Annotated in this window: 22 protein-coding genes and 1 tRNA gene; 17 read left to right on the forward strand and 6 right to left on the reverse strand. The window is 49.9% G+C overall.

The window, feature by feature from the left end; all coding sequences use genetic code 11:
* The first annotated feature begins 12 nt into the window (after window positions 1-12).
* The 4 genes from CVU71_12540 (at window position 13) to CVU71_12555 (ending at window position 3,478) form a co-directional block, all read left to right on the forward strand.
* Window positions 13-807, forward strand: coding sequence for a hypothetical protein (locus CVU71_12540; protein ID PKN18327.1), 795 nt, complete (start codon window positions 13-15; stop codon window positions 805-807).
* Window positions 808-880: 73 nt separating this feature from the next.
* Window positions 881-2,452: a hypothetical protein gene (locus CVU71_12545; GenBank protein PKN18328.1), complete on the forward strand. Its 1,572-nt coding sequence runs from the start codon at window positions 881-883 to the stop codon at window positions 2,450-2,452.
* Between the two features lie 70 nt (window positions 2,453-2,522).
* Window positions 2,523-2,957: a hypothetical protein gene (locus tag CVU71_12550; GenBank protein PKN18329.1), complete on the forward strand. Its 435-nt coding sequence runs from the start codon at window positions 2,523-2,525 to the stop codon at window positions 2,955-2,957.
* Window positions 2,958-3,001: 44 nt separating this feature from the next.
* Window positions 3,002-3,478, forward strand: coding sequence for a hypothetical protein (locus CVU71_12555; protein ID PKN18330.1), 477 nt, complete (start codon window positions 3,002-3,004; stop codon window positions 3,476-3,478).
* A 74-nt stretch (window positions 3,479-3,552) separates the two neighbouring features.
* On the opposite strand, the gene CVU71_12560 is transcribed toward CVU71_12555, so the two are convergent.
* Window positions 3,553-3,753 (reverse strand): hypothetical protein, encoded by a 201-nt coding sequence (locus CVU71_12560; GenBank protein PKN18331.1) that lies wholly within the window; start codon window positions 3,751-3,753, stop codon window positions 3,553-3,555.
* A gap of 88 nt (window positions 3,754-3,841) precedes the next feature.
* Between CVU71_12560 and CVU71_12565 the strand changes: the two genes are divergently transcribed.
* Together CVU71_12565 and CVU71_12570 are read left to right on the forward strand one after the other, a co-directional pair.
* Complete coding sequence (locus CVU71_12565; protein ID PKN18712.1) at window positions 3,842-4,555, forward strand: hypothetical protein; 714 nt, start codon at window positions 3,842-3,844, stop codon at window positions 4,553-4,555.
* 83 nt (window positions 4,556-4,638) lie between these two features.
* Window positions 4,639-5,523, forward strand: coding sequence for a nitronate monooxygenase (locus CVU71_12570; GenBank protein ID PKN18332.1), 885 nt, complete (start codon window positions 4,639-4,641; stop codon window positions 5,521-5,523).
* 26 nt (window positions 5,524-5,549) lie between these two features.
* Here CVU71_12570 and CVU71_12575 read toward each other — a convergent pair whose 3' ends face one another.
* A complete protein-coding gene (locus CVU71_12575; protein PKN18333.1) occupies window positions 5,550-6,515 on the reverse strand; it encodes a chemotaxis protein CheV in 966 nt (321 codons plus the stop codon).
* Window positions 6,516-6,878: 363 nt separating this feature from the next.
* On the opposite strand from CVU71_12575, the gene CVU71_12580 reads away from it, so the two are divergent.
* Window positions 6,879-8,267, forward strand: coding sequence for a C4-dicarboxylate ABC transporter substrate-binding protein (locus tag CVU71_12580; GenBank protein ID PKN18334.1), 1,389 nt, complete (start codon window positions 6,879-6,881; stop codon window positions 8,265-8,267).
* Window positions 8,268-8,289: 22 nt separating this feature from the next.
* Here the strand turns inward: CVU71_12580 and CVU71_12585 are convergent, their stop codons facing one another.
* The 4 genes from CVU71_12585 to CVU71_12600 form a co-directional block, all read right to left on the reverse strand.
* The gene (locus CVU71_12585) at window positions 8,290-9,567 is read right to left on the reverse strand and encodes an MFS transporter (protein ID PKN18335.1); all 1,278 of its coding nucleotides are present in this window, start codon (window positions 9,565-9,567) and stop codon (window positions 8,290-8,292) included.
* Window positions 9,568-9,630: 63 nt separating this feature from the next.
* The gene (locus tag CVU71_12590) at window positions 9,631-9,981 is read right to left on the reverse strand and encodes a cupin domain-containing protein (GenBank protein ID PKN18713.1); all 351 of its coding nucleotides are present in this window, start codon (window positions 9,979-9,981) and stop codon (window positions 9,631-9,633) included.
* A 78-nt stretch (window positions 9,982-10,059) separates the two neighbouring features.
* Complete coding sequence (locus tag CVU71_12595; protein PKN18336.1) at window positions 10,060-13,182, reverse strand: hypothetical protein; 3,123 nt, start codon at window positions 13,180-13,182, stop codon at window positions 10,060-10,062.
* Between the two features lie 320 nt (window positions 13,183-13,502).
* On the reverse strand, window positions 13,503-15,089 hold the full coding sequence (locus tag CVU71_12600; GenBank protein PKN18337.1) for a peptide chain release factor 3: 1,587 nt from the start codon (window positions 15,087-15,089) through the stop codon (window positions 13,503-13,505).
* Between the two features lie 184 nt (window positions 15,090-15,273).
* Here CVU71_12600 and CVU71_12605 point away from each other — a divergent pair.
* The 10 genes from CVU71_12605 (at window position 15,274) to CVU71_12650 (ending at window position 25,194) form a co-directional block, all read left to right on the forward strand.
* Window positions 15,274-15,348 (forward strand) — tRNA-Gly (locus CVU71_12605).
* A 147-nt stretch (window positions 15,349-15,495) separates the two neighbouring features.
* Window positions 15,496-15,981 carry a ribosome maturation factor RimP gene (locus tag CVU71_12610; GenBank protein PKN18338.1) on the forward strand — a complete coding sequence of 162 codons (486 nt, stop codon included), beginning with the start codon at window positions 15,496-15,498 and terminating at the stop codon, window positions 15,979-15,981.
* A gap of 63 nt (window positions 15,982-16,044) precedes the next feature.
* The gene (locus CVU71_12615) at window positions 16,045-17,307 is read left to right on the forward strand and encodes a transcription termination/antitermination protein NusA (GenBank protein ID PKN18339.1); all 1,263 of its coding nucleotides are present in this window, start codon (window positions 16,045-16,047) and stop codon (window positions 17,305-17,307) included.
* 43 nt (window positions 17,308-17,350) lie between these two features.
* Window positions 17,351-20,020, forward strand: coding sequence for a translation initiation factor IF-2 (locus tag CVU71_12620; GenBank protein ID PKN18340.1), 2,670 nt, complete (start codon window positions 17,351-17,353; stop codon window positions 20,018-20,020).
* 22 nt (window positions 20,021-20,042) lie between these two features.
* Complete coding sequence (locus CVU71_12625; GenBank protein PKN18341.1) at window positions 20,043-20,378, forward strand: DUF503 domain-containing protein; 336 nt, start codon at window positions 20,043-20,045, stop codon at window positions 20,376-20,378.
* Window positions 20,371-20,733 (forward strand): ribosome-binding factor A, encoded by a 363-nt coding sequence (locus tag CVU71_12630; protein ID PKN18342.1) that lies wholly within the window; start codon window positions 20,371-20,373, stop codon window positions 20,731-20,733. The genes CVU71_12625 and CVU71_12630 overlap by 8 nt, the downstream gene beginning before the upstream one ends.
* On the forward strand, window positions 20,654-21,676 hold the full coding sequence (locus CVU71_12635) for a DHH family phosphoesterase (protein ID PKN18343.1): 1,023 nt from the start codon (window positions 20,654-20,656) through the stop codon (window positions 21,674-21,676). The genes CVU71_12630 and CVU71_12635 overlap by 80 nt, the downstream gene beginning before the upstream one ends.
* Window positions 21,677-21,681: 5 nt before the next feature.
* On the forward strand, window positions 21,682-22,620 hold the full coding sequence (gene truB / locus CVU71_12640; protein PKN18344.1) for a tRNA pseudouridine(55) synthase TruB: 939 nt from the start codon (window positions 21,682-21,684) through the stop codon (window positions 22,618-22,620).
* 48 nt (window positions 22,621-22,668) lie between these two features.
* Window positions 22,669-22,935, forward strand: a complete 267-nt coding sequence (locus tag CVU71_12645; GenBank protein ID PKN18345.1) for a 30S ribosomal protein S15 — start codon at window positions 22,669-22,671, stop codon at window positions 22,933-22,935.
* 138 nt (window positions 22,936-23,073) lie between these two features.
* Complete coding sequence (locus CVU71_12650) at window positions 23,074-25,194, forward strand: polyribonucleotide nucleotidyltransferase (protein ID PKN18346.1); 2,121 nt, start codon at window positions 23,074-23,076, stop codon at window positions 25,192-25,194.
* Window positions 25,195-25,197: the final 3 nt, after the last annotated feature.

Genomic DNA, 25,197 nt, shown 5'->3' on the forward strand with positions numbered 1-25,197 from the left:
GGAAAGAATCATTTGGAAAAAGCGCATAAAATTCAATCTATTATTAAAAAAGATTTTGATAATAATAAAAGTGTTCAGAATACAGGCATTACAAAAGATAATGGCCTGTTTTGTAAGATTCAAAACTTTCTGAAAAAGAACGGAACCGTATATTACTTTCTCCTGAATTTGTTTGCCCCGGTTCTGACAAGTTTTGACTATCGAAAAACCGTAAACAGGATGCTGAAGAAATATGGCCGGGAACATTTTATATTGAACGTTGGCAGTGGACCAACGTATCTTCATAACCGGCAGGACGTTATTAATGTAGATTTTTTTCCATACAGCGAAATCGACATCGTGGCGGATATCACGGATTTGCCGATAAAAGACGGGGGAGTGGATTTCATTATCAATATTGCTGTTCTTGAACATGTTGACAAAGCCCATGTTGTTGTCCGGGAAATGTTCAGAATGCTAAAACCCGGGGGTGAATTGCTGTGTTATGTTCCATTTGTTATGCCATTTCATGGAGCGCCGCAGGATTTTCAGCGCTGGACAATGCCGGGTATGGAAAAACTCTTTTCAGAGTTTGAAATTATAGAAATGGGCATTGGCGCCGGACCTACATCCGCGATGCTCTGGATTGTCCAGGAATGGCTTGCCATTCTCTTTTCCTTCGGTAGTAAAACATTACACGATATCATAATGATGGTCCTGATGGTTTTGACCATGCCCGTAAAGTTCATGGATATGATTTTAGTTAAGTTCCCTAATGCAGAAAAAATTGCCAGTGGATTTTATGTGGTTGCTAAAAAAAAGGAATGATCTGATTATCCTGAAGCACCGGTTATGCATATCACGGGGATAAAAAGTAAACAGCAGGAGACAATACTTGCATATGATTTTACAAAAGCTGGCGGATAATATTTTCCGCAGCACAGGATGTCTTTACAGTGTCTTCCTTCTATTCATCATTGTCTTAAAATGGCCTTTTTTTTCTATGCCGCCGGTCTGGGATGAAGCATTCAGTATTTTTCCGGCGGCGGATTTCTTAGTCAGGCATGGTTTTGATTATTCGCTTTTAATGGCTCAGCCGGGTTACCATGACGGCGGCCCGACAGCGCATGCATTGTCTCTGCTCACCCTGGTGACGGCTCTTGTTTTAAAAATAACCGGCGGCGGGAAAATGGCCTGGCTGATTTTGCATGTTTTACAGTGGCTGATGGCGGCGGCCATAGGCACTCTGCTGGCGCGGATATACAGCAGGTTGTTTGATGATATGACGGCTTTCCTGCTTGCGGCAGCTTCGCTTGCCTATCCCCTCATGCTTGCCCAAATCGGTCGCATGTACATCGAAATTCCCTTACTTTTCTTCTCCCTGTTTGCATTTTATAATTATCGCAATGACCGGATATGGTTAACCTCCCTGTGCCTTTTGGCTGCCTGTCTGACCAAAGGAAGCGGTATTATTGCCGTCGGGGTCGTGTGTATCCTGGCATTATTTTCAAAGAACAAATCTCTTAAAAATAATATTTTGGACTTTTTCGTTATTTTGATCCCTTCTTTTGCCGTGCTTTTTGCGCTGTCGAGCATCGGACGTCTTCAACTTGCATTTTCCAATCAATCAACTTTTACGGATCTTTTAAATGAAATCATTTACCGCAATCTCCATACGCAGCAGATCTATATATCCTCCATGCCGGAATTAAATTTTATTATTGCCGGAAGTGTTGTGATATCCATATTTGTCTTATTGAAAAATATTATTCGATATGTAAAATCGCAGGAAAATGATTCTAATATCATCATTTATAATTGCCTGTTTATCATTGCATTTTCCATCTTCCATTTTGTCGTGTATGCTTATATACAAATAAGTGACAGTGCTTCTTTTATATCCAGATACTTTTTTTATGTTATTCCCTCCATGTTTTTAGTCATTTATTATTCAATAGATGAGATTTTAAAAGTAGCAAAGATAAGAATCTTCGTTCTTTTATTGATCATAATAATTTTCCTTATTAACAGGAATGGAATGTTTTACCCGGAAATTCCCCATTCAAGTATTGCCATAGCAGAACGGTCGGAAGAATATGTCGACGGGTATCGGGTTCAGAAAGAGTATATACGGGTGATTGAAAATGAAGTGCCGGAAAACATACCGGTCTATGTCGATCTTCCGGATTATTTTTTAACGCATTATCCTGTTTCTCAGTATGTCGGGAAACCGCTGGCCAATGTTTATTTACTGAGGCATGTTGTAAAATTAAATGGCAGCAAGTTCATATATCCGGATCATTTTGTTTTGGTGTATAATTATCCATGGTTAGGAGGGAGGCACATTAAATATTTATTGCAGGATGTGTCCGGAAATAAAGAATTTTTATCCAAGGAATTGGGATATTTTAAAAGAGGTTGTTTCAGCGCCAGGGTGGTTGAAGTTAAGCGAAAACAAACGGCGTCTTTTTGATGGACAAAATGTTTTTTCGAGAGTGCAATACGAATGAATAAAACTCAATAGCAATCGCAAAGGAACAAATATGAAAAAAGTTTTTCCGGTTATTTTCTTACCATTCCTGATAGTCTTTCTGGTCGCAACGCCGCTAATTGCTTCATCAGATTGGGTGGAGCATTATACCGATGAGAGCGGGGATGTGATTTCCTATAAAATAGAAAACAAAATAAAAAATGTGGTTCAGGTGTGGGTAAAACGGGTCCTGACTGAGGAAGGTGAAAAAATATTTATCCAGGACAGCAGACAAAATGGATTGCCAACGGAAGGATGGCGCAGGCTCGAACATTTTACATCTCTATATGAGATCGATTGCCAGGCGAAAAGCGGCCGGGTGTTGTCCGTCGTCATTTATGATAAGGAAGGGAAAGTCGTGTATGCTGCTTCTTTTGGTGAGCCAAAATGGGAATATATGGTTCCTGATTCCATTGGAGACTCTTTCCGGAAAGAGGTCTGTAATTAGCTCCGCCATTCCAAAATTGAAAGGTTCAAGGTAAAATAAAGAGGATGATGAAAAATAAATTACAATTCCTGTTCATGCTTTTAATGGTCACCGTTCTTTCATTGCCTTCCGTCTGCTTTTCACAACAGCCAAATCCCAAAATATGGGAACCTCTTGAATATAATTCATATTACAATAAAAAAATTATTACAAAATCACCGGACATTCGATTAGTCTGGACATACAAAACAATCACGGATGATCGCAGGGAAAAGAGCATCGAAGAAGTCAAACAATATGATTTGGAGAACTCCGTAAAATACCGGAACTATCATCATGAAACAATCTTGTGGAACATCGATTGCAGGAATAAAATGATTATGATGGAAGAGTTTATAGATTTTGACAGGCACGGAAAGGTATTGGACCGCTACAGATATAGTCATAGTCAATGGGATCGTATTATACCCAACAGTAAAGGAGAGCAGCTATATCGAAATGTTTGCATAAGCCAGAAAAAACCATCGAAAAAGAAGAAATAGTCAGATTTGATGCAGCAACCCGGCAAACCGCCGGAAAGGAATTGCCGGACAACTTCCAAGAAACTGTGCATTGATTAAAATGTCCGTTGAGATATTTTAAGACCGCACACCGCTATGCCTGATAAAGATATTTTCTGAAAAAACCATTTAAGGCTCCTCGGGTGTTCCCGATTTGCGATGCTCCTCTGCTCAATAAAATGGGCTATCTTACACTGAACAATTTTGATATGGTTATCCTTCGTCAGCGGGTTAACCCTGAATCCCCGGATCGTCATTCCGGACGCATCCTGTAAGACTGGCGGGGTATTGAAGGCTGCGGATGAACCGGTTGAAAAGAGCATTGGCATTCCGGGAGGTTTTGGCATGAATCAGGAGCTTGGGATACTGCTTGTCACCGCTGTGTCCATCGGGTTTTTTCACACACTGTTAGGGCCGGATCATTACGTGCCGTTTATCGTGCTGTCCAAAGCCCGGAAGTGGTCAACCCTTAAAACGGTATGGATGACGATTCTTTGCGGTATCGGGCATGTCGGCAGTTCCATCATTCTTGGTTTCATCGGGATTGGTTTCGGTGTTGCCGTCTCGCGTTTGGAATCTCTGGAATCCATCCGTGGCAGCATTGCCGGATGGATGTTGATTGCATTCGGGCTCATCTATTTCATCTGGGGGGTCCGCCTTGCCTATCGAAGCAAACCGCATACTCATTGGCATCCGCATAGCGACGGCAACATTCACGAACATGTGCACGTCCATGCGCAAGAACATGTCCATCCGCACGAGAAATCCGGGCGTCCCGGGATGACCCCCTGGATTGTATTTGCCATATTGATCTTCGGCCCGTGTGAACCGCTGATTCCACTTCTGATGTATCCGGCGGCTCAGGGGCATATTTTTCATGTTGTCCTCGTCAGCCTTGTTTTTGGCGCTGTGACGATCGGAACCATGCTGAGCATTATCATGGCGTCCCTTGCCGGTTTGCATTGGCTGCCAACCGCGCGGTTTGAACGTTACACTCATGCTCTCGCGGGCGTTTCAATTTTATTTTGCGGAATCGCAGTGCAGTTTCTGGGTCTTTAGGGCAGGCAGGATGATGACGTCCTGTCTGGAATGAAAAGTCGTAATCATATTTACCGCAGCAGATATCCGGGGAGGTCCTGCTCATGTCAGAATTATTAACTATATTGGGGTGTCGTTATCCGGTTATTCAGGGGCCCATTGGTATGTTGAATGATCCCGGGATGGTTGCCGCCGTTTCCGGGGCAGGCGCGTATGGTATGCTGGCTTTGGGATTCGTCAAGGACGTTGACGAAGTCAGAAAGCTTGTGGACGGGGTGCGTGAATTAACGGATAAGCCGTTCGGAGCAAACATCATGCTGGTTAATCCGCTTAATGAAAAAATCCTTGAGGTTCTGGCAGGCGCGGGCGTCAAGGCCGTAACAACGTCCGTGGGTTCACCGGCCGGGATTTATCCGATCATTCATGACTTGGGGATGAAGGGGATTCATGTCGTCCTTGCCTTCCATCACGCCTTAAAAGCGGTGGAGGCCGGTGCGGACGGCCTGGTCATTGCGGGTTCGGAAGCGGGAGGGTTGCGTTCCGTAAATTCCGAATCATCCACCATGGTCCTTGTGCCTTTGGTGGTCGATCACGTCAAAGTTCCGGTTGTGGCAGCAGGAGGCATTGCGGATTCCAGAGGGTACAAGGCTGCACTGGCTCTGGGGGCGCAGGGGGTGCAGGTCGGGACAAGATTTCTGGCATCTGAGGAGAGCCCGGCCGACGAACGATGGAAGAAGGCTATTGTGGAGTGTGAGGATGGCGGAACCGATTTGATACCTGCCGGCAATTTGCGTTCAAGGATTATTGTTTCGCCCTGGATCAAACAGAAAATGGCTGATCCGGCAGTGAAAAATATTGCCGATGAACTGGATCGCGTTCCCACGGCAACCGGAAATTATGAACGGGCCGCCCTGGGAGCGGGCCAGGTCAGCGCGCTGATTAAAGACATCAAGCCGATTAAGGTCATCATCGAGGAAATGGTGTCCTGAGATCGCATGACAATGGCAAGCGCAAATTACTTTTTCATCATGATCTCTTTGAGTTTTGCGATCAGCTCCGTGGTGTTGGGTTTGGAGAGCTGGGCATCGGCGTGGACGGCCTTTCCTTTATGCAACAGTTTATCGGTAATCAGCGAGGAAAATAAAACAACGGGCAGATCCTTCAGCACCGGATCGTTTTTGACTTTATGGCATAAATGGTAGCCGTCCATCTGGGGCATTTCCACATCCGTAAGAATGATGTCGATAAAGTCCGTCAGGGGTTTGTTCTGCTCAGCGGCCCGCCTCTTGGTGTCCATCAGATATTCCCAGGCGACGCTGCCGTCAACTTCTGATGTAACGATGAATTCTCCCCCCGATTCGAGGGCTTCCCTTGTTGCGCGGCGGATCATTCCGGAATCGTCGGCATGAAGAACACGGATGGGATAGATGATTCCATCAGCTGCCGATTCTGAAACGGCCTTTTTGTTTTCAATCGGTTGAAGATGGGGCACCGCAAGATCAGGATTAATCTCACCGATGGCCCTTTCCAGATCGAGCATGAGCACGTTTTTATCTTCCAGATTAATGTACCCCGTAACGGCGGGGCAAAAATTCTGCATGTAACTATCCAGCGGTTTGATGTTGGCCCAGCTGGTGCGGTGAATTCTGGTGATGCCGGATACGAGAAAGGCGGATGTTACTCTGTTGAACTCCGTGATGATCGCGATCGGCCTGACGTCCTCCCGGCGTTCTCTTCCCAGCCAAATGGCCATATCGATCAGGATAATAACATTGCCGCAATGATTGAACATCCCGGAGACAAAATGTGCGGCATTCGGTGGTTTGATGATGGCAGGCAGGCTGATGATCTTGATAACTTTAGCTACATTGATGCCGTAATAACCCCGGTATCCGCCCACTTCGTCGATAAAGACTTCAATAATTTCCAATTCATTTGTACCCGTCTCCAGAAGTATTCCCTTGTTGTCGGAGATAGCCATTACATCGCTCCTTTTCCACTGTTCATCGGCAGATGATACTCAGCTAATGCGAAGCCGCATCGATTTAATTTTTCGATGCCTATATCATACCCTTTACTGAAATCATATCACCGATAACAGGCGCGACGGCTGATCGATATCATGGCGCCATGGCAAATCCCGTCGGATTGCCTGCCGTGACAGCCATCAGCACGGCTGCTTAAAAAATGGTTAAAAGAAAATACGTAAGCATCCACAGGATTGTAATCGGATGATATTTGCTATATTATGGCTACAGAAAAATACAGGACAGGATTTTAAGAATCAATCAAGCTGCGCGCAATCAAACAATCTAAAACCCCGGTATCAGCAGAGGAGTTGATCATGGAGGCAGGAAACAGCAAAGAATCAGGCCCCGGTCAGGCGGGTTTTGCCAAAAATATCGGTGTTCGTTTCCGCAATCTGCAAGTGATGTTCGGGGAAACATTCGGTCTCGGTCCCGGCGCAACGCTTGCCGCTCTTATTTTTACCGTTGCGGTTTTGCTGACGGCCTCGTTCTGGTTCTTTTATTCCGCGCCCCCCGATACCATTGTCATGACCAGCGGGGATCAAGGCAGTCTCTTCCAGAGGAATGCCGAAAAATATGCCAAAATTTTAGCACGTAAAGGCGTAAAGCTGAAAATTCTTCCTTCTGAAGGATCGCTGGAAAATCTGCAACGGCTGGCGGATCCCAAATTTCATGTGGATGTCGGATTTGTTCAGGCAGGCGTGACCAGGGGGCAAAATATTGATAACCTGGTTTCCCTGGGCAGCATTTCTTATGAACCGCTTTACCTGTTTTGCCGGAAAGATCAGCCGTTGAAACTTCTTTCCGACTTCAGCGGCAAACGCCTGGCTATCGGTGAAAAAGGAACGGGGACCCATGTACTGGCGCTTACGCTTCTGGAACTGAATGGCATTAAACCCGGCGGGACGACCACGCTTCTGGCCATCGATGATGAAGAAGCCGAAAAAGCGCTTCTGGAAGGTGAAATAGACGGGGCCTTTATGATGGGGGATTCCGCGGCTTCGAAAACCATGCGTGATCTGCTGAAGCAACCGGGCATTACAGCCTTTGATTTTTTACAGGCCGACGCCTATACGCGTCGCATCCGGTATTTAAATAAGCTGGTGCTGCTTGCGGGATCCATCGATTTTGGAAAAAATATTCCCGATCACCATATTAATCTGCTCAGTCCGACGGTTGAACTGATTGCGAGGGCTGATTTGCATCCGGCGCTTTCCGATCTGCTTCTGGAAGCAGCGACGGAAGTTCACGGCCGGGCAGGCCGTTATCAGCGCCAGGGGGAATTTCCAGCCCCGCTCGAACATGAATACCGCATCAGCGCGGATGCGCAGCGCTTTTACAAATCAGGCAAGAGCTTCCTCTACCGGTATTTGCCTTTCCGGATGGCCAGTCTGCTCAACCGTATCCTGGTGGTTATTGTGCCGATGATTCTGGTTTTGATCCCGGGACTGAAGAGCATACCGGTGATCTACCGCTGGCGGATGCGTTTGCGGATTCTGCGCTGGTACCGGGCTTTACTGATTCTCGAGGGCGACCTCGGCCTGAATATGACGTCCGAAAAACAAAAAGAACTGATGGCCAGGCTGGAGGGGATTGAACAGGCCGTCAATAATATGAAAGTTCCGGCTTCGTTTGCCGATCAATTCTATTCCCTGCGCAGTCACATTGCCATTGTCCGCACGCGATTGATGAGCGGCATAGCCTGATATCCCGGCGTCAGGAGGGTCGTTAAGCATCCGCCTGTTTTTTCGGGAAAGTTTCTTTCACCTGCGTACTGGCGATGAGCGCTGCAAAAAGAGACAGCAGGCATATCTTGAACGCGGCGGAATAGGCCTCTACGGGGTAAATGCCGCCCACTGCGCCTGCGGAATCCAGATACCAGCCGATGAGCGGTTGGCCCAGCGCGGCGCCGGCAAAGGGAAAAATATTCAATGTGCCGGTGGCGGTGCCGGAGATTTGTATCGGGAAAGAATCCTTGATGGCGGAATAGCCGACAACAACCAGACTGGACATGAAAAAGCTGTAGAAGAAGCACCAGAGATAGAGCGCCGTTTCGGAAAAATCGCCGGTGAAAAAGGCAAGCGGGGCAAAAACCAGCAGGCCGCCCAGCTGACTGAGAATCAGAACTTTCTTTCGTGAATGAAAGATCCGGTTGGAAAGCCAGCTCATCACCGGCGCGCCGACGATCATGCCGATGGCCATGGCTGACAGCAGCGCTCCCGCCCGGGTTCTGGTCATTCCATAAACGTGCATTAAAAAAGGACCGCCCCACAGTCCGGAAAAACTCAAAGATACCAACGATCCGAAAAAACTGCACAGGGCCATCGGCCAGAAATCTTTGTTTTTAATGACCAGGAAGATGCTGCCCAGAATACCGAATTTTGTGCCGTCGCACGTGTCGTCTTCCGCACAGTTGGTGAGCGCCGGGTAACCAGCCTGTTCGGGCGTGTCCCGAACCAGGAGCCAGACCAGACCCGAAATAACAAGCGTCAACACACCAATTGCGATCATGCTGCCGCGCCAGGTTATCGCATCGCTCATAAGCGCCAGAGGCGTTGATGCCGTGTAGGCGCCCACGCCGCCCAGCGCCATCAGCAAACCGCTCATATGGACAAATTTTTCCCGCTCAAACCAATGGGTCAGAATCTTCAGCGTAGGGATAAACACCATGGCTACACCCAGGCCCACCACAATGCGGGCGGCTATCGCCGCGCTTACGGTATGCGCAAACCCCAGAGCCATTGAGCCCACCGCGCCGATGATGAAAAAAAAGACGATCGACCGGCGCGGTCCCCACGAGTCGGATAAAAGGCCCGCGGGAATCTGCATCAAACCGTAAGGGTAGAAATAAGCCGAGGCCAGAATGCCCATCAGCGCGCCGCCGGTTTTTAAATCCGTCATCATATCGACGGCGACAACCGCCGGAGCCAGCCGGTGAAAAAAAACCAGAATGTAGGCGGCGCCCAGAATGCCGAAAATCAGATAGCGGTATCTAACAAAGCTCATAGTCTTTGTGCATATAGGAAAAACGGTTTGCGAGTCAATGAAATTAACGCAAAGCGGAGCCGATCATAATTCCGGAACTCCTGATGGAATCAGACAGGCAAATATCAGGATCTCCCGGTCTGTATTGCGAATTTGATGGTCTTCATCGGCCGGAACAAATATTACGCTCCCGGCCTGAAGGGGATGCCATTTTCCCCGGCCGTAGACTTCGCCTTTGCCGGCGTGGATGAATATTTCGTGCTCCCACGCGTGTGCATGCCTGGGGGTATGGCCGCCCGGCGCAACCTCAAAGACGCGCATGCAAAAATGATTGGCGTCGTCATCTCTGCCGATGACGACGCGGCCGGAAACGCCTTTCGCCTGGTCGTTGTCGAAATGACGGGGTTCGACAGATGTATAATGAATGGTCTTCATGATGTTTTCGTCTTCCTCCATTTGTGAAAGCGCCTGAGTGGCTGTTTAATTGGAACGTCCGATGCCCGGAAACTTATTTTAGTCTTTTCCCAGGATCTCTCTGAGCTTCCGGGAGAGTTCCACCATAGTGAAGGGTTTCTGGATAAAGCCTTTGCAGCCTCCGTCCATGATTTCCTTTGCCAGACCGTCCTCGCTGTATCCGCTTGACAGCAGAGCCTTGACGGAAGGCTTCAGCCGCAGCAGCGCTTCAAAAGTTTCCTTGCCGCCTAAATCCGGCATAATCATGTCCAGAATCACCAGATCGACTGTTTCTTTATGGTTCTCAAAAATAGTGATGCCCTGCCGGCCGCCGGTGGCCGTCAGAACCCTGTATCCAAGTCCTTCCAGCATTTGAGTCCCGACATCAACAATCATTTCTTCGTCGTCGATCAGCAGGATAGTCTCCTGACCTTCATAGAGTTTATTTTCTTTAACCGGTTCCGTTTCCAACTTTCTTTCCGACGCGGGAAGATAAATGATGAAGGATGTGCCGACGCCTTTTTCACTTTCCACACTGATAAATCCGCCATGGTTTTTGATGATCCCGTAAACAGAAGCCAGGCCCAGGCCGGTGCCGTGTCCGCGTTCTTTGGTGGAAAAAAACGGTTCAAAAATATGGGACTTGGTGGCTTCATCCATGCCGACCCCCGTATCCGTTACCGTCAACTTTACAAACTTTCCCGGGGGGACGCCGAAGGCGGCGACCTGCTCTGCACGCAGTTCGGTGTTTTCCACCGAAACATACAGGTTGCCGCCGCTGGGCATGGCCTGCCAGGCGTTTACGAACAGATTAAGCAGCACCTGATCCATCTGGCCGCGGTCCACATCCACATACCAGACGGCGTCGTTCGTTTTATGATGAATGGCAATATCTTTCTTGGTCCGGCCGAACACGTCCACGCTTCGGAGAACAAATTTGCCGAGGTTGGTCGTCCGGACTTCGTACTTGCCTCCCCGGGCAAAACCCAGAAGCTGCCGGGTAAGATTAGACCCCCGTTGAACATACTCCTCCATGGTCCTGAGACGGTCGTGGAAGGGGTGGGTTTCATCCAGATGCATGAGCAGCATGGAGAGATTGCCGAGGATGCCCATCAGCAGATTGTTGAAGTCGTGAGCAATGCCTCCGGCCAGCGTGCCGATGGCTTCCATCTTTTGCGCCCGCAACAGTTGATCCTCCATGGCTTTCTTATCGGACATATCCACAAGAAATCCCCTGGTTCCCGCGGGGAAGCCGTCCTTAATAATAGGCGTACTGTGCACCAGGACGGGGAAGATGGTTCCGTCCTTCTTTCTGGCCAGGTACTCGCTGAGGCCGAAGTTTTTTCCCTGATAAAACCGTTCGGCGTTTGCCCGCACCCGTTCGCGTTCCTCCGGCGCCAGGACATCCAAAAGCTTCAGGCCTTTTTCCACGTCATCGCGGGTATATCCGAAGCGGGCGAAGGATATTTCATTCACAAAGGTCAGCTTTCCGGTCATATCGGTTTCAAAAATGGTTTCCGGCAGAAGCCTGGCCATGTCCCTGAAACGTTCTTCGCTTTGCCTCAGGTTGTCCTGGGCTTTCTGGTAATCGGTCATGTCAATAAGAGACGCGATGCTGTTTTGGGTGCCGGGTATCATGGCCACGCTCATAAATAAGTTCCGGATTTCACCCGATTTGATCACGCCCCTGAATTCATAAGTGCTCGGAGCACCTGCCGGTTCAATTCGCCGTTTGACATGGCGTTGCTTCATTTTTTCCAGATCTTCCGGAACGACGAACTGAGTCCAGGACATTTTATTTTCAACTTCGTGCCGCAAAAACCCGTTGAGTTTCTCAAAATTGGAATTAACCAGCAGAATGGTGGTATCCTCGGCAACGATCATGTTGGCCGTTGCCGTGTGTTCAAAAATAGTCCGGTAGAGCTCTTCTTTTTTGATCAGATCCTGTTCGGCTTTCCTGCGCTTCGTGATGTCCCGGGTAACGCCGAGAAGCCCCTGCGGTTCGCCATGATCATTATAGAAAATGTTGATGGTGAGTTCCGTCCAGATGGTTGAACCATCCTTGCAAGTCATTTCGAGCTCGATTTTTTTTACCCAATCCCTGTCGTGTCTCTGTCCGCTTTGTTCGAGCAGGCTTTCCTGGGCGAAGATATCCATGGCTGTCTTATATGAATCCGGTGTCAGGCGCTGTTCCAGAGATTGGTGCATTTCTTCCTCGGGGGTGTAGCCTCTCAGGCTCTCTATGGAAGGGCTGACATAAATATAATTCAGATTCGGATCGAGCACCCAGATGACATCCGTGAGATTTTCCGCCAGCAACCTGTATCGTTTCTCACTATCCTTGATTTTCTGCTGGGCCTGGATTCTGTCCGTGACATCCCTGCCGATGCCCCGAAAGCCTGTCGGTTCACCCGTTTGTCCCCGCAAAAGCGATACGGAAAATTCGATGTTTCTCCGGACGCCGTCTTTCCGGATGACCTCTGCAATGATGATATTTTGCGTGGAACCGGTTGCGGATAATTCCCGGCGGATATCGGGAATGGTCTTTAATGATTCGGGTGTGACCGTTGCTTTATAGTTCATGCCGGTAAGTTCTTCACGGGGGTAACCCAGTATCCTGCATAGAGCCGTGTTGAAAAATGTGTAATTCCCCTGCGGATTGATTTCAAAATAGGCCTCTTCCATTGTTTCCAGGATATTGCGGTATTTTTCCTCGCTTTGGCTCAGGGCTTCCATGGCCCGCTTGCGTTCGGTGACGTCCATGCAGGAGGCCACGCTTTCTTTGGTGCCCGGCACTAATGCCACGGTGAGGGAAATATCCCGGATTTCTCCTGTCCCGGATTTTAACCTGAACTCATACGAATTCGGGACGGGATCCTTTGTTTCCCTTCGCCGGAAATGATATTGTTTCATCATGGCCAGATCTTCGGGGACAATGAAACCGGTCCAGCTCATTTTTCCTTCCATTTCCTCCCTTGTGTAGCCGACGAGACTGGCAAAGTTGGAGTTGGCAAGCAGGATGGTTGTGTCTTCGGCAATCAGAATAGTTGCATTTCCCGTATATTCAAAAATGGTGCGATAGCGTTCTTCGTCCCTTACAACGGTCCGTGCAAAGTCTCTTTTCTCGCTTTCCAATTCTCGAATGATTTGTTCAAGCTGGATTTTGGTAGGCTGTTTGCTCATTTCTATTTCCCGCAACTGGCTAAACTATTGATAGCCGGATCATGTGAAAAATTTTTTCCCCGGAGAGCGCAATATGAACACCGTATTTTGGAGATCAAATATTCATCATCAACTGAATGGATGGATTTCATTATTCGTGCGTTGAGCTCTAGCATAAAACTGCAGTTGAGTGAAGAAGATTATAATATCACAGCGTAATCCTTGCTGATAAAAGCGGTGGGGGCAGGAGGACGCGGCATGGCCGCCAATGATCACGAGCGTTGCTGTCAAAATTTGACATGCCTTGCACCGCTGTTCTGACCGGAAAATGTAAAAGCGAATCAGCTTTTTTCCATGGTTTTATGGAATTGCATTTGCGGCCATTCTTCCATGGTGTGGGAAAGCCGCCAGTCGGAAAGCGCCAGATAAACGAGATTTCCTTCCGTATCCATCGCCAGATTCATCAGATTTTTTTTCTGGAAGTCTTCCATTTTCCTGGCATCATCACAGGTGACCCAGCGGGCGGCTGCGTAATCCGTCTTTTCATAGTCGGCATAAACGCTGTATTCGTCTTTGAGCCTGGCCATGGTGACATCAAACTGCAGCGAGCCAACCGCGCCCAGTATATTATCCGATCCCCACAGGGGTTTAAAGACCTGGATGGCGCCTTCCTCGGAAAGCTGCGTCAATCCTTTTTGGAGGTGTTTCAGGCGCAGCGGATCTTTGAGCCGCACACGGCAGAAATGCTCCGGGGCGAAATGCGGGATGCCGGTAAACTTGAGCGGTTCTTTCTGGGAGAAGGTGTCGCCGACTTTGATCGTGCCGTGGTTGTGGATGCCGATGATATCGCCCGGATAGGCTTCTTCGATATTGGTGCGGTCCTGCGCCATAAAAATGGTGGCGTTGGATAAGGAAACTTCCTTGCCGATGCGATGCTGCACCACGCGCATCCCGCGTTCGAATTTGCCGGAGCAAATTCGCATAAAAGCGATGCGGTCACGGTGAGCCGGGTCCATGTTGGCCTGGATTTTAAAAACAAAGCCGGAGAAATCATCTTCATCCGGACTGACGATCCGTGTCGTGGTGGGACGGGGAACCGGAGGCGGAGCAATTTCGATAAAAGCATCCAGCAATTCCTTTACGCCGAAATTGTTGATGGCGCTGCCGAAGAAAACCGGCGTCTGGTTTGCTTTTAGAAATTGCTTGATATCTAAAGGATTGGCCGCGCCTGTAAGCAGGGCTATTTCCTCACGCAGTTCGGCCGCCTGACTGTCGAGCAGTTCATCCAGCAGCGGATCGGCCAGATCATTGATGATCACGCCGTCTTCCGAGCGCTTGGCTTTTCCCGGTGTGAACAGATGCAGCTTCTTATCATAGAGATTGTAGACACCCTTGAAGCGCTTGCCCATGCCGATAGGCCAGGACAGAGGCGAGCATTCAATTTGCAGTTTATCTTCGATATCCGTCAGAATATCGAGCGGCGCGAGGCAGTCGCGATCCATCTTGTTAATGAAAGTGATGATCGGGGTGTTGCGCAGACGGCAGACTTCCATGAGCTTCTGTGTTTGCGTTTCCACGCCTTTGGCGCCGTCGATCACCATCAATGCGCTGTCCACTGCGGTGAGCACGCGATACGTATCTTCGGAAAAGTCCTGGTGGCCGGGGGTGTCCAGCAGGTTGATGTCGCAGCCGGCATATTCAAATTTCATGACGGAGGAGGTCACGGAAATGCCGCGTTCCTTTTCAATGGACATCCAGTCGGAGAGCGCGTGCTTTGAGGCCTTGCGTGCTTTGACCGCACCCGCCAGCTGAATCGCACCGCCGAAAAGCAGCAGCTTTTCAGTCAGGGTCGTTTTCCCCGCATCCGGATGGCTGATGATCCCGAAGGTCCGGCGGCGTTCAATTTCCTTTTCCAGTTGTTTACTCAAGAGAACTCCAAATAAAATAAAAAAACGGGCATATGCCCGACCTGACCCGTCTCATAGCCAATAAATCTTCCGCTGTCAACTGGGAAGAAAACCGGTTCCCCGGCTCATCAGGGCTCTCTGTATTGGTCGTAATGAAAAATTCCTTGACAAATAAAGCATGTTGAATAAAAGTCACCAGCCGTGAGCGGGCGTAATTCAGTGGTAGAATGTCAGCTTCCCAAGCTGGACGTCGCCGGTTCGAGCCCGGTCGCCCGCTCCATTTTTAGCCTGCCTGACAGCTTGTTTGGGGCGGTAAATAGTGCTTGCAATGCCTCATGGTATATGGTAGTTGCATTCCCAACCATCACTGAAAGTAGTATGCTGAAGTGGGCTTTCGCCCACTTTTTTATTTTCTGAAGCGATAGATATGACCGATGATTTAAAAGACAAAATATGGCAGTTTGCCGAGCCGGTGGCTCTTTCCGAAGGGCTGGAGTTGATTCACGTCGAATGCGTGAAAATGCATTCGCGATGGGTATTTCGGCTGTTTCTGGACAAAGAAGGCGGCGTCACGCTGGACGATTGCACCGCCATCAGCAATCAACTGGGCGATATTCTGGATGTTCATGATCTGTCGGGCGGACCCTATACACTGGAGGTCTCGTCGCCGGGCCTCGACCGGCCCATATCGCGTGATCAGGATTTTGAAAAATTCCAGGGGGCCAAAGTAAAAATCAGGACCCATCTCAAGATCGACGGCATCAAGAATTTTCAGGGCACACTTGTGAATTATGTGGAAGAAAACGGCCAAAAAGTAGTCCGCATCGATGTGGCGGGCAAAATATTCAGCATTCCGAAAAATGAAATCGCCAAAGCAAACCTTGTTGATGAGACAGCGATGGTTGTAGAATGATCAATAACGCCGACAGGCTGAAATTAGGTGCAGCCCGAAAGATGAAAAGGGAGGAATTTGTAAATGTTGCAAGAACTTAAACGTCTGATCGAGCAGATGGGTAAGGACAGGGGTATCGACAAGCTCATCATTACAGAAGCCCTTGAGGCCGCCATGCTGACGGCGGCGCGTAAAAAGCTGGGACAGGATGTGGATATAGAAGCCCACTACAATGACGACGCCGGAGAAATTGAAGTCTTCCAGTTTAAAACGGTTGTTGATAAAGTGCTCGATCCCGAAACGCAAATTTCCAAAGAGGAAGCCAGAAGAACCCTCGATGAAGGCGCGGAACCGGGAGACTCTCTGGGGATGAAAATCGAAACCAGCTCTTTTGGCCGCATTGCCGTTCAAATGGCCAAGCAAATCATTATTCAACGCGTGAAAGACGCGGAACGTGACAATATCTATGACGAGTACAAAGACCGCAAGGGTGAATTGATCAATGGTTTCGTCCAGCGGTTTGAAGGTGGCAACATTATCGTCAATCTGGGACGGGCGGAAGGCGTCGTGCCGCCGATGGAACAGATTCACCGTGAAACCTACAAACGCGGCGAACGCATCCGGACTTATCTCTTTGAGGTGAAGAAAAATACAAAGGGTGCGCAAATTATTTTATCGCGAACACACCCCGCGTTTCTGAAGGCCCTTTTTGAAATGGAAGTGCCGGAAATTTCCGAAGGGCTCATTGACATTGTCAGCGTAGCCCGCGAGCCGGGCAAACGCGGCAAGATTGCCGTAAAGGCCAAGGATAAGGATATTGATCCGGTGGGCGCCTGCGTCGGAATGCGTGGCACACGCGTACAAAGCGTCGTGCAGGAACTGCGCGGTGAAAAAATCGATATCATTCCCTATACGGAAGATTCGGCCAAGTTTGTGTCGAGCGCTCTGTCTCCCGCCAAAGTCAACCGGGTGTTTGTCGATGAGGAAAACCGCGCGATGACGGTGATTGTTCCCGATGATCAGCTGTCGCTGGCTATCGGGAAAAACGGTCAGAACGTCCGTCTGGCGGTCAAACTGACCGGCTGGAAAATCGATGTCAAGAGTGAAACAATGGCCGCTGAAACGGACGACGACGGCCATAAAGCGCTCACCAAAATTTCCGGCATCGGACCGGCCATGGCGGAAAAACTCTTTGCGCAGGGCGTTAAAAGCATCGCAATGCTTGCGGCCATGGAACCGGAAGCGCTTTCCGCAATTCCCGGTGTCGGCGAAAAGACAAGCACGGAATGGATTGAAGAAGCCATCAGGCTTTTAGACGAGGAAACGAGTGATCATAAAAAAGCGTAATTTTTTTCAGGGACCCAATATTTAATTTGAGGGAGTTTCGGGAATGGCGAAAAAGCGAGTTCACGAGTTGGCCAAGGAACTTGGTCTGGAGAATAAGGATCTGATTGCTCATCTGGAAAGATTAGGCATCACAGTCAAATCCCATGCCAGTACTTTGGAAGATAACGAGATCGAGAGGGTCAAGGAAGACCTGCAGGCAAAGTCGCCGCGGCAAGTCGTGGAGGAACGAATTAAAACCACGGTTATCCGCCGCCGGACCGTCCGCACGCCGGTTGAAGAAGCCCCCGCCGAAGAAACGGTTGAAGAAACGAAGCCGGCGGCCGAAAAGGCTGCGCCGGACAGTGCTTCCGGCAAAGAGGCGGTCGCAGCGCCTGCAGCCCCCGAAGTTAAAAAGACTAAGGAAGAGCCGTCCCATGTGCAGCCCGCGGCCGTAGCCGGGGAAGTCAAGAAAGAGGAAACTCCCGTTAAAGAAGAAACGAAGCCTGAGCAGGCTGAAGCAGCGGTTCCGCCCGTTCATGAAGCGCCGCCCGCCGAACCGGCTGTGGAAACGAAGCCTGTACAACCGGCGCCTGTGATACTTCCCGTCAAAATCAAACAACCGCCGGTGATTCTCCCGGTAAGACCGCCGATGATGTCCCGGCATAAAATCACGAGGCCCGAAGAAAAAAAGGAAATTCCGGCCAAAGCTCCCATTCCGAAGCCGGGGGAAAGAATCGTTCCACCGCCGCCGGAGAAAATCATCAAACGGGAATTTGAAAAGCCCAAGAAGAAAGGCAAGGGGCCGGTTGAGGTTTTTATTGAAGAGGAAAAAGAAGTTCCGCGCCGCAAGGTCTTGGAAAAGAAGATTGAAAAGAAGTTAAAAAAAGTTGATGAAGACCGGGAAGTTATTTTCGGCAAATGGCGCGAAGAGAAAAAGTCTGCTCCCGTCAAAATGAAGAAAACCGAAATTACGGTGCCCAAAGCCATCAAACGGCGCATTCGGGTGGGTGAAACCATTACCACCGGTGAACTGGCCAAAAGAATGGGGGTCAAGGTCGGAGAGGTCATCAACAAACTGATGGGAATGGGCGTCATGGCCACCATCAACCAGTCCATCGATTTTGATATCATCACCCTGGTTGCTTCTGAATTCAGCTTTCAGGTGGAAAAAGCGGAAGTGGAATTTGAAGACACGATGCTGAAACCTGAAGTCGCCTCGGAAAATCTCCAGCCGCGGGCTCCGATCGTCACGATTATGGGGCATGTTGATCACGGCAAAACGTCGCTTCTCGATGCCATCCGGCAGACCAATGTCATTGACGGGGAGGCGGGCGGTATCACGCAGGCTATTGGCGCGTATCACGTGCATATCAACGGCCGCGACATCGTTTTTCTGGATACGCCCGGCCATGAAGCTTTTACCGCCATGCGCGCACGCGGCGCCCAGGTCACGGACATCGTGGTTCTGGTGGTGGCGGCGGACGACGGCGTCATGGATCAAACCATTGAGGCCATCAACCACTCCAGGGTGGCCGGTGTGCCGATCATTGTGGCCATCAATAAAATTGACAAGCCGGGCGCCGATCCCGAAAAAATCAAACAGGCACTCACCGAGCACGGGCTTTTGTCCGAGCAGTGGGGCGGCGACACGATTTTTTGCGAAGTATCCGCCAAGAAGAAAACCGGCATTGAAGAACTGCTGGAAATGATTCTTCTGCAGGCGGATGTGCTGGAACTCAAGGCCGATCCCGATTTGTCCGCGCGCGGTATTATCATCGAAGCGAAACTGGACCGTGGACGCGGGCCGGTGGCGACCGTCCTGATTCAGCAGGGGACCCTGCGGGAAGGGGATGCTTTTGTTTCCAAAACCGAATTCGGCCGTGTCCGGGCGATGAACAATGATCAGGGCCGCCGCGTCAAGGAGGCCGGACCTGCCATGCCGGTGGAAGTCATCGGATTTTCCAGCGTTCCCCAGACGGGGGCGGAATTTGTCTGTGTGGAGGATGAAAAGAAAGCGCGCAATATCGCCGAATACTGGATCAGGAAAGCCAGAGAAAAAGAGCTTTCCGCTTCCTCCAAAATTACACTGGAGCAATTGTACCAGAAGATCAAAGAGGGCGTGAAGGATTTGAACGTCATTATCAAAGCCGACGTGCAGGGGTCCATCGAAGCGCTTTCCGACGCGCTCCATAAGCTTTCCACTGAAGATGTTCAGATGAAAGTGATTCACAGCTCGACGGGAGCCATCAGCGAAACGGATGTCATGCTGGCTTCCGCATCCAACGCGATCATTATCGGATTTAACGTCAGACCGGATGCCCGGGTGAGTGAACTGGCTTCGCAGGAAGGCGTGGAAATCAAGCTCTACGATATCATTTACAATGTCATTGCCGATGTGCGTGCCGCCATGGAAGGCCTCCTCGAACCGGAATACAAAGAGGTGGTGCAGGGACGTGCCGAAGTCCGTGAGCTTTTCAAGGTGCCTAAAGTCGGCATTATTGCCGGTTGTCATGTGATCGACGGCAAAATCACGCGTTCAGCCGGTGTTAAACTGGTGCGCGACAGCGTGGTCGTATTCGACGGCAAAATCCTTTCGCTGAGACGCTTTAAAGACGACGCCAAGGAAGTGTTGACCGGTTTCGACTGCGGCATCGGCATCGAAGGCTATAACGATATTCGGGTAGGAGACGTCATCGAGGCGTATATCATCGAGACGCTGGAAAGAAAATTATAGCAGTTGGCTTGAGCAATGCTTTATGGTTATCGGCTACGGAATAATTCAATTACGGATTCCGGAATCCGGCTCTTTGAAGGAAAAAAGAAGCGTTTTGAATAAAATCATAAAACGCGTGCAAAATGAGTTTAACATTTCCATCGCCCAGGTGGGCGATCTGGATCATCATCAGTTCGCCGAAATCGGATTTGCGATGACCGGTAATGAGTCGCGCTACATCAACGGCAAAGCCGATCATCTGCTTCGGTTTATTGGTGATTTAGAAGTGGCGGAAGTGCTGAACTCGAAAATGGAAATTATGGTGGTTTCGGATTTTCTGGAAGCGACCGATTGGGAAGCAGGCAAGTACGATGAGTAGTTTTAAAAGAGCGGACAGAGTAGGCGAGTTGATTATGGCGGAAATGGCCGATATTCTGCTCAAAGTTGTGAAAGATCCCCGTCTGCACGCGGTGACGATTACGGCAGTCAAAATGACGGATGATTTGCGTAACGCCAGAATTTATTTTGTTGAGATGGGCAAAGATGAATGCAGCAAAGATGTTATGGCGGGCCTCAGCAAAGCCAAGGGATTTGTAAGGCGGGAACTGGGCCATCGTCTGCAGCTTCGCTTGGTACCGGATATTGTTTTTGTGCATGACAAGTCTTTCGGCTACGGCAACCGTATTGAAAAACTGCTGGCCGGAATCGCCAAACAGGATGAAGATAATGGTTAAAGAAATACTGGCGGCGATTTCGCAAGGGAAGAAATTTTTGATCACAGCGCATGTTCGGCTGGATGGAGACGCGTTGGGTTCTGAACTGGCGCTGTATTTGATGTTAAAGGATTTAGGCAAGGAGGCGGTGATTTACAATCAGGATCCCACGCCTGAGCACTACCGGTTTTTGCCCGCAGCTGAGGATATTGTTCACGACCTTGCGCATCTGGAAAGATACGATGTCGCTTTTATTCTGGATTGTTCCGAACTTGACCGTGTGGGCAAAATTGCCGAAAAAGTGGCCACGATTAAGACGTTGATTAATATTGATCACCATGTATCCAATGGCGGGTTTTGCAAATTGAGATTGCTGGATCCCAAGGCCAGCTCTACCGGCGAACTTCTCTATCGTTTGATGCGCAGGATGCACGTGAAGATGACAAAAGACATCTGTACGAATCTGTACGCGGCTATTTTGACGGATACGGGCGGTTTCCGCTATTCCAGCACGCATCAGGAAACGCTCAGGGCGGCAGGCGATCTGGTGGAAGGCGGTGCGGAACCCCAGTGGATTTCCGAAAATATTTATGAAAATGATCCGCCGGCCAAGATTCAGCTATTGTCCAGGGTTCTGGAAACGTTGACTCTGGATATGGAAAACAGAACGGCGTCGCTAACGGTCATGTGGAAGCACCTGCAGGACACCGGCGCCACGATGGAACAGACCGACGGGTTTGTGGATATTCCCCGGACCGTCAGAGGGATTGACATTGCGATGCTCTATACGCAAATGGGAGAAAAACAGTTTAAGCTGAGCCTGCGTTCCAAAGGCAAGGTCAATGTGGAGAAAATAGCCCGGAAATTCGGCGGCGGCGGTCATGTCAACGCGGCGGCTTGCCGGATCGACGGCGATATCGAGGCCATTAAGTTGCGGGTGCAAGAAGCGGTCAAAGAGTTGTAGGGCTTATGGACGGTATCGTGGTGATTGACAAACCGGCAGGCGTAACTTCCCATGATGTCGTGAGTGAAGTCAAAAAGATCCTGGGCGCTAAGAAAGCAGGTCATACCGGGACGCTGGATCCGCTGGCGACCGGTGTTTTGCCGGTTTGCCTCAATGAGGCGACAAAACTGGCGCCGTTTTTATCGGCCCAGAACAAAACATATCTGGCGACCATGCTGCTGGGAGTTCAGACGGACACGCAGGATACGGAAGGGAAGATCACTGAAAAATCGGACCGCATTGTTTCCGAAACAGAGATTCGAAATGTGCTCGGGCAATTGGTAGGCAGAATAAAACAGGTTCCACCGGCTTTTTCGGCCTTGAAACATAAGGGCAAGCCCTTGTACAAATATGCGAGAGCCGGAGAATTTCCGGAAATAGCGGCGCGGGAAGTGGAAATATTCAGTTTAAATATAAGAAATATTTCCTTTCCTTATGTAACGTTTGACATTGCCTGTTCCAAGGGCACGTATATCCGGACCATCTGCTCCGACGCCGGTCAAGCGTTAGGCTGCGGGGCATGTTTATCCGGTTTGCGCAGGCTCCGGAGCGGTTTTTTTACCGAAGATATGGCGATGGCTCTGGGAAATGCCGCGGCCGGGGAGAAAAAGAAGGAACTCTTGTCCGGGATGTTGTCGATGGCTCAGTCTTTGCCGGTATTTGCCGCTATTGAAATCAGTGAATCGCTGGCCGGCAAACTGCGGGCTGGATTTCAACCGGATGCGGAGATGATGCGGCAAAATGTTCTTCCTTTTCTTGCGGCGGGAGATATGATAAAGTTTATTGCTCCCGGTGGTTATTTGGTGGCGGTAGCGGAAATGCAGATACCGGCAAGTGAAATGGCCAATCAGGATGGAAGAACTCAGGTGGCCAGGATACACAGGATTTTTAACAGTACAAATTAACGAACAACTGAAATAAACAAGGAATTAATTTAGAGGGAGGAAAGCAGCGTGTTAACTTTGGAAAAGAGAAAAGCATTAATCGAGGACTACCGGCTTCACGAGAAAGATACCGGTTCGCCGGAAGTACAGATTGCTCTTTTGAGCGCCAGGATTGAATATCTGACCGAGCATTTTAAGGCGCACCAGAAAGATCATCACTCACGGCGGGGTCTGCTGAAGCTCGTCGGCCAGAGAAGAAGATTGCTCAATTACATCAAAACAGATGATGTGGAGCGTTACAGAAACATAATCAAACGTCTGGGTCTCAGAAAATAACAAGAGCCATTCAAGGGCGGAAGGCAAAAGGATAACCGATTGGACAAGTATTCGTAAATACCTGCGTCAATCGGCTTTTGCGTTTCGCCCTTGAATTTCCTGTTCCAGGCATCAACCTAAGAAGGTGGAGGAAAATCAATGAGTAATGTATTTAGTACGGATTTTGCGGGGCGTAATTTTTCAATTAAGGCTAATTACGTAGCCGCGCAGGCGGACGGTTCGGCGCTGGTTTATTACGGCGATACCGTCGTGCTGGTGACGGCGGTCTCTTTAAAGAGCGTCAGGGAAGGCGTGGATTTTCTGCCGCTGACAGTGGACTATCAGGAAAAGACCTTTGCGGCCGGTAAAATTCCCGGCGGTTTTTTCAAAAGAGAGGGGCGGAACAATGAACGGGAAGTTCTAACGTCGCGGATCATTGATCGTGCGATTCGCCCCCTGTTTCCCAAAGGATATTATTCGGAAACGCAAATCGTGGCCACGGTGCTGTCCGTGGATAAGGAAAACGACTCCGATGTCGCGGCGATGATCGGCGCGTCGGCCGCCCTGGAGATGTCCGATGCCCCGTTTAAGGGACCGATTGCCGGTGTGCGTGTCGGGCGGATCAATGGTGAATTTGCTGCCAATGCTTCGGCGGAAAAAATGAAGGAAAGCGAAATGAACCTTTTCCTGGTGGGACGTAAAGTCACGCCGGGGCGTGCAGGCCGTCCCTATGACGTCGAACTGGTGATGATGGAAGGCGAAGCCAACGAGGTTGCGGAAGACATTATTATCGATGCTATTAATTTCGGATTGGAAGCCGTCCGTCCGGTTATTGATTTGCAGGACAAGATGCGTGCGGAGATTGGCAAAGCCAAGCGGCCCGTGGCAGAAGCAGCGCCGGATGAAGAACTCATCGCCCGTGTGCGTACCGAAGCTCTGCCCGGTTTAAAAGAAGGTTACAGCATACCGCGCAAGTTGGAGCGTTACAGTAAACTGGGCGATGTCCGCGAAGCGGTAATCAAAAGTATCGGCGCCGGCGACGCGGCGCTTAGTAAAAAAGTTGCGGCGATCATCGAGCATCTGGAATCCCGGATTCTTCGCGATATGATTATCCAGGAAAAGAAGAGAATCGACGGCCGGTCTTCGACCGATATCCGCCCGATCAACTCGGAAGTCGGCATATTGCCCCGCACCCATGGGTCGGCTTTGTTTACCCGCGGTGAAACACAGGCGCTGGCCGTGCTTACCCTGGGCACCTCCGCTGATGAGCAGCGGATGGACTATATTGCCGGCGAAGAACGGAGATCGTTCCTGCTGCACTATAATTTCCCGCCCTTCAGTGTCGGTGAGGCCAAGTCGTTGCGCAGTCCCGGCAGAAGAGAAATCGGCCATGGCGCGCTGGCGCGTAAAGCACTGGTTCCCGTCCTCCCTTCTCCCGAGACCTTTCCCTATACCATCCGGATTGTTTCGGAAATTATGGCGTCCAACGGTTCGTCGTCCATGGCTTCGGTCTGCGGCGGTATTCTGTCTTTAATGGACGGCGGCGTGCCGGTGAAGGACATTGTCGCGGGCATTGCCATGGGGCTGCTCAAAGAAGGCGACGAGGTTGTCATTTTATCGGATATTCTCGGCGATGAAGACCATGCGGGCGATATGGATTTCAAAGTCTGCGGCACCGAAAAAGGCGTTACCGCCATGCAGATGGATATTAAGATCGACGGCCTGACGGAAGATATTCTGCGCAAGGCATTGGCGCAGGCCCGCGAAGGCCGCATCCACATCATCGGTAAAATCCGCGAGACCATGACTGCGCCACGATCAGATATTTCTCTCTATGCGCCGCGGATTACCACTGTTAAGGTTAAGGAAGATCAGGTGCGCACAGTGATCGGTTCCGGCGGTAAGAACATCCGTCAGATTATCAGTGAAACCGGTGTGACCATTGATGTGGAAGATGACGGCACCGTAACCATTGCTTCCGCCGACGCCGAAGCGGCGGCCCGGGCCGTGGCGATGGTGAAGTGGCTGACCGAAGAAGCGGAAGTCGGGAAGATTTACCGCGGTACCGTAAAGAAAATTGTTGATTTTGGCGCGTTTGTCGAAATTCTGCCCGGGACGGAAGGGCTGTTGCATATCTCGCAAATTGCCAAGGAAAGAATCGCCAAAGTGACGGATGTATTGCAGGAAGGCGATGAGGTCATGGTCAAGGTGCTGGAAGTCGATAAGTCGGGCAAGATTCGTCTCAGTCGTAAAGAGGCGCTGGACGCTGAAATAAAGTAGTAA

This window comes from Deltaproteobacteria bacterium HGW-Deltaproteobacteria-6, from assembly GCA_002840435.1.
GTDB lineage: Bacteria > Desulfobacterota > Syntrophia > Syntrophales > Smithellaceae > UBA8904.

Excerpts from the sequence above, each read along its gene's own strand:
- CVU71_12625 (PKN18341.1), top strand. The coding sequence starts at position 20,043 with ATGGTTATCGGCTACGGAATAATTCAATTACGGATTCCGGAATCCGGC.
- CVU71_12575 (PKN18333.1), bottom strand. The coding sequence starts at position 6,515 with ATGGCTATCTCCGACAACAAGGGAATACTTCTGGAGACGGGTACAAAT.
- CVU71_12650 (PKN18346.1), top strand. The coding sequence starts at position 23,074 with ATGAGTAATGTATTTAGTACGGATTTTGCGGGGCGTAATTTTTCAATT.
- CVU71_12615 (PKN18339.1), top strand. The coding sequence starts at position 16,045 with ATGTTGCAAGAACTTAAACGTCTGATCGAGCAGATGGGTAAGGACAGG.
- CVU71_12565 (PKN18712.1), top strand. The coding sequence starts at position 3,842 with ATGAATCAGGAGCTTGGGATACTGCTTGTCACCGCTGTGTCCATCGGG.
- CVU71_12550 (PKN18329.1), top strand. The coding sequence starts at position 2,523 with ATGAAAAAAGTTTTTCCGGTTATTTTCTTACCATTCCTGATAGTCTTT.
- CVU71_12580 (PKN18334.1), top strand. The coding sequence starts at position 6,879 with ATGGAGGCAGGAAACAGCAAAGAATCAGGCCCCGGTCAGGCGGGTTTT.
- CVU71_12595 (PKN18336.1), bottom strand. The coding sequence starts at position 13,182 with ATGAGCAAACAGCCTACCAAAATCCAGCTTGAACAAATCATTCGAGAA.
- CVU71_12635 (PKN18343.1), top strand. The coding sequence starts at position 20,654 with ATGACAAGTCTTTCGGCTACGGCAACCGTATTGAAAAACTGCTGGCCG.
- CVU71_12610 (PKN18338.1), top strand. The coding sequence starts at position 15,496 with ATGACCGATGATTTAAAAGACAAAATATGGCAGTTTGCCGAGCCGGTG.
- CVU71_12630 (PKN18342.1), top strand. The coding sequence starts at position 20,371 with ATGAGTAGTTTTAAAAGAGCGGACAGAGTAGGCGAGTTGATTATGGCG.
- CVU71_12585 (PKN18335.1), bottom strand. The coding sequence starts at position 9,567 with ATGAGCTTTGTTAGATACCGCTATCTGATTTTCGGCATTCTGGGCGCC.
- CVU71_12555 (PKN18330.1), top strand. The coding sequence starts at position 3,002 with ATGATGAAAAATAAATTACAATTCCTGTTCATGCTTTTAATGGTCACC.
- CVU71_12560 (PKN18331.1), bottom strand. The coding sequence starts at position 3,753 with ATGACGATCCGGGGATTCAGGGTTAACCCGCTGACGAAGGATAACCAT.
- CVU71_12570 (PKN18332.1), top strand. The coding sequence starts at position 4,639 with ATGTCAGAATTATTAACTATATTGGGGTGTCGTTATCCGGTTATTCAG.
- CVU71_12545 (PKN18328.1), top strand. The coding sequence starts at position 881 with ATGATTTTACAAAAGCTGGCGGATAATATTTTCCGCAGCACAGGATGT.
- CVU71_12590 (PKN18713.1), bottom strand. The coding sequence starts at position 9,981 with ATGAAGACCATTCATTATACATCTGTCGAACCCCGTCATTTCGACAAC.
- CVU71_12620 (PKN18340.1), top strand. The coding sequence starts at position 17,351 with ATGGCGAAAAAGCGAGTTCACGAGTTGGCCAAGGAACTTGGTCTGGAG.
- truB (PKN18344.1), top strand. The coding sequence starts at position 21,682 with ATGGACGGTATCGTGGTGATTGACAAACCGGCAGGCGTAACTTCCCAT.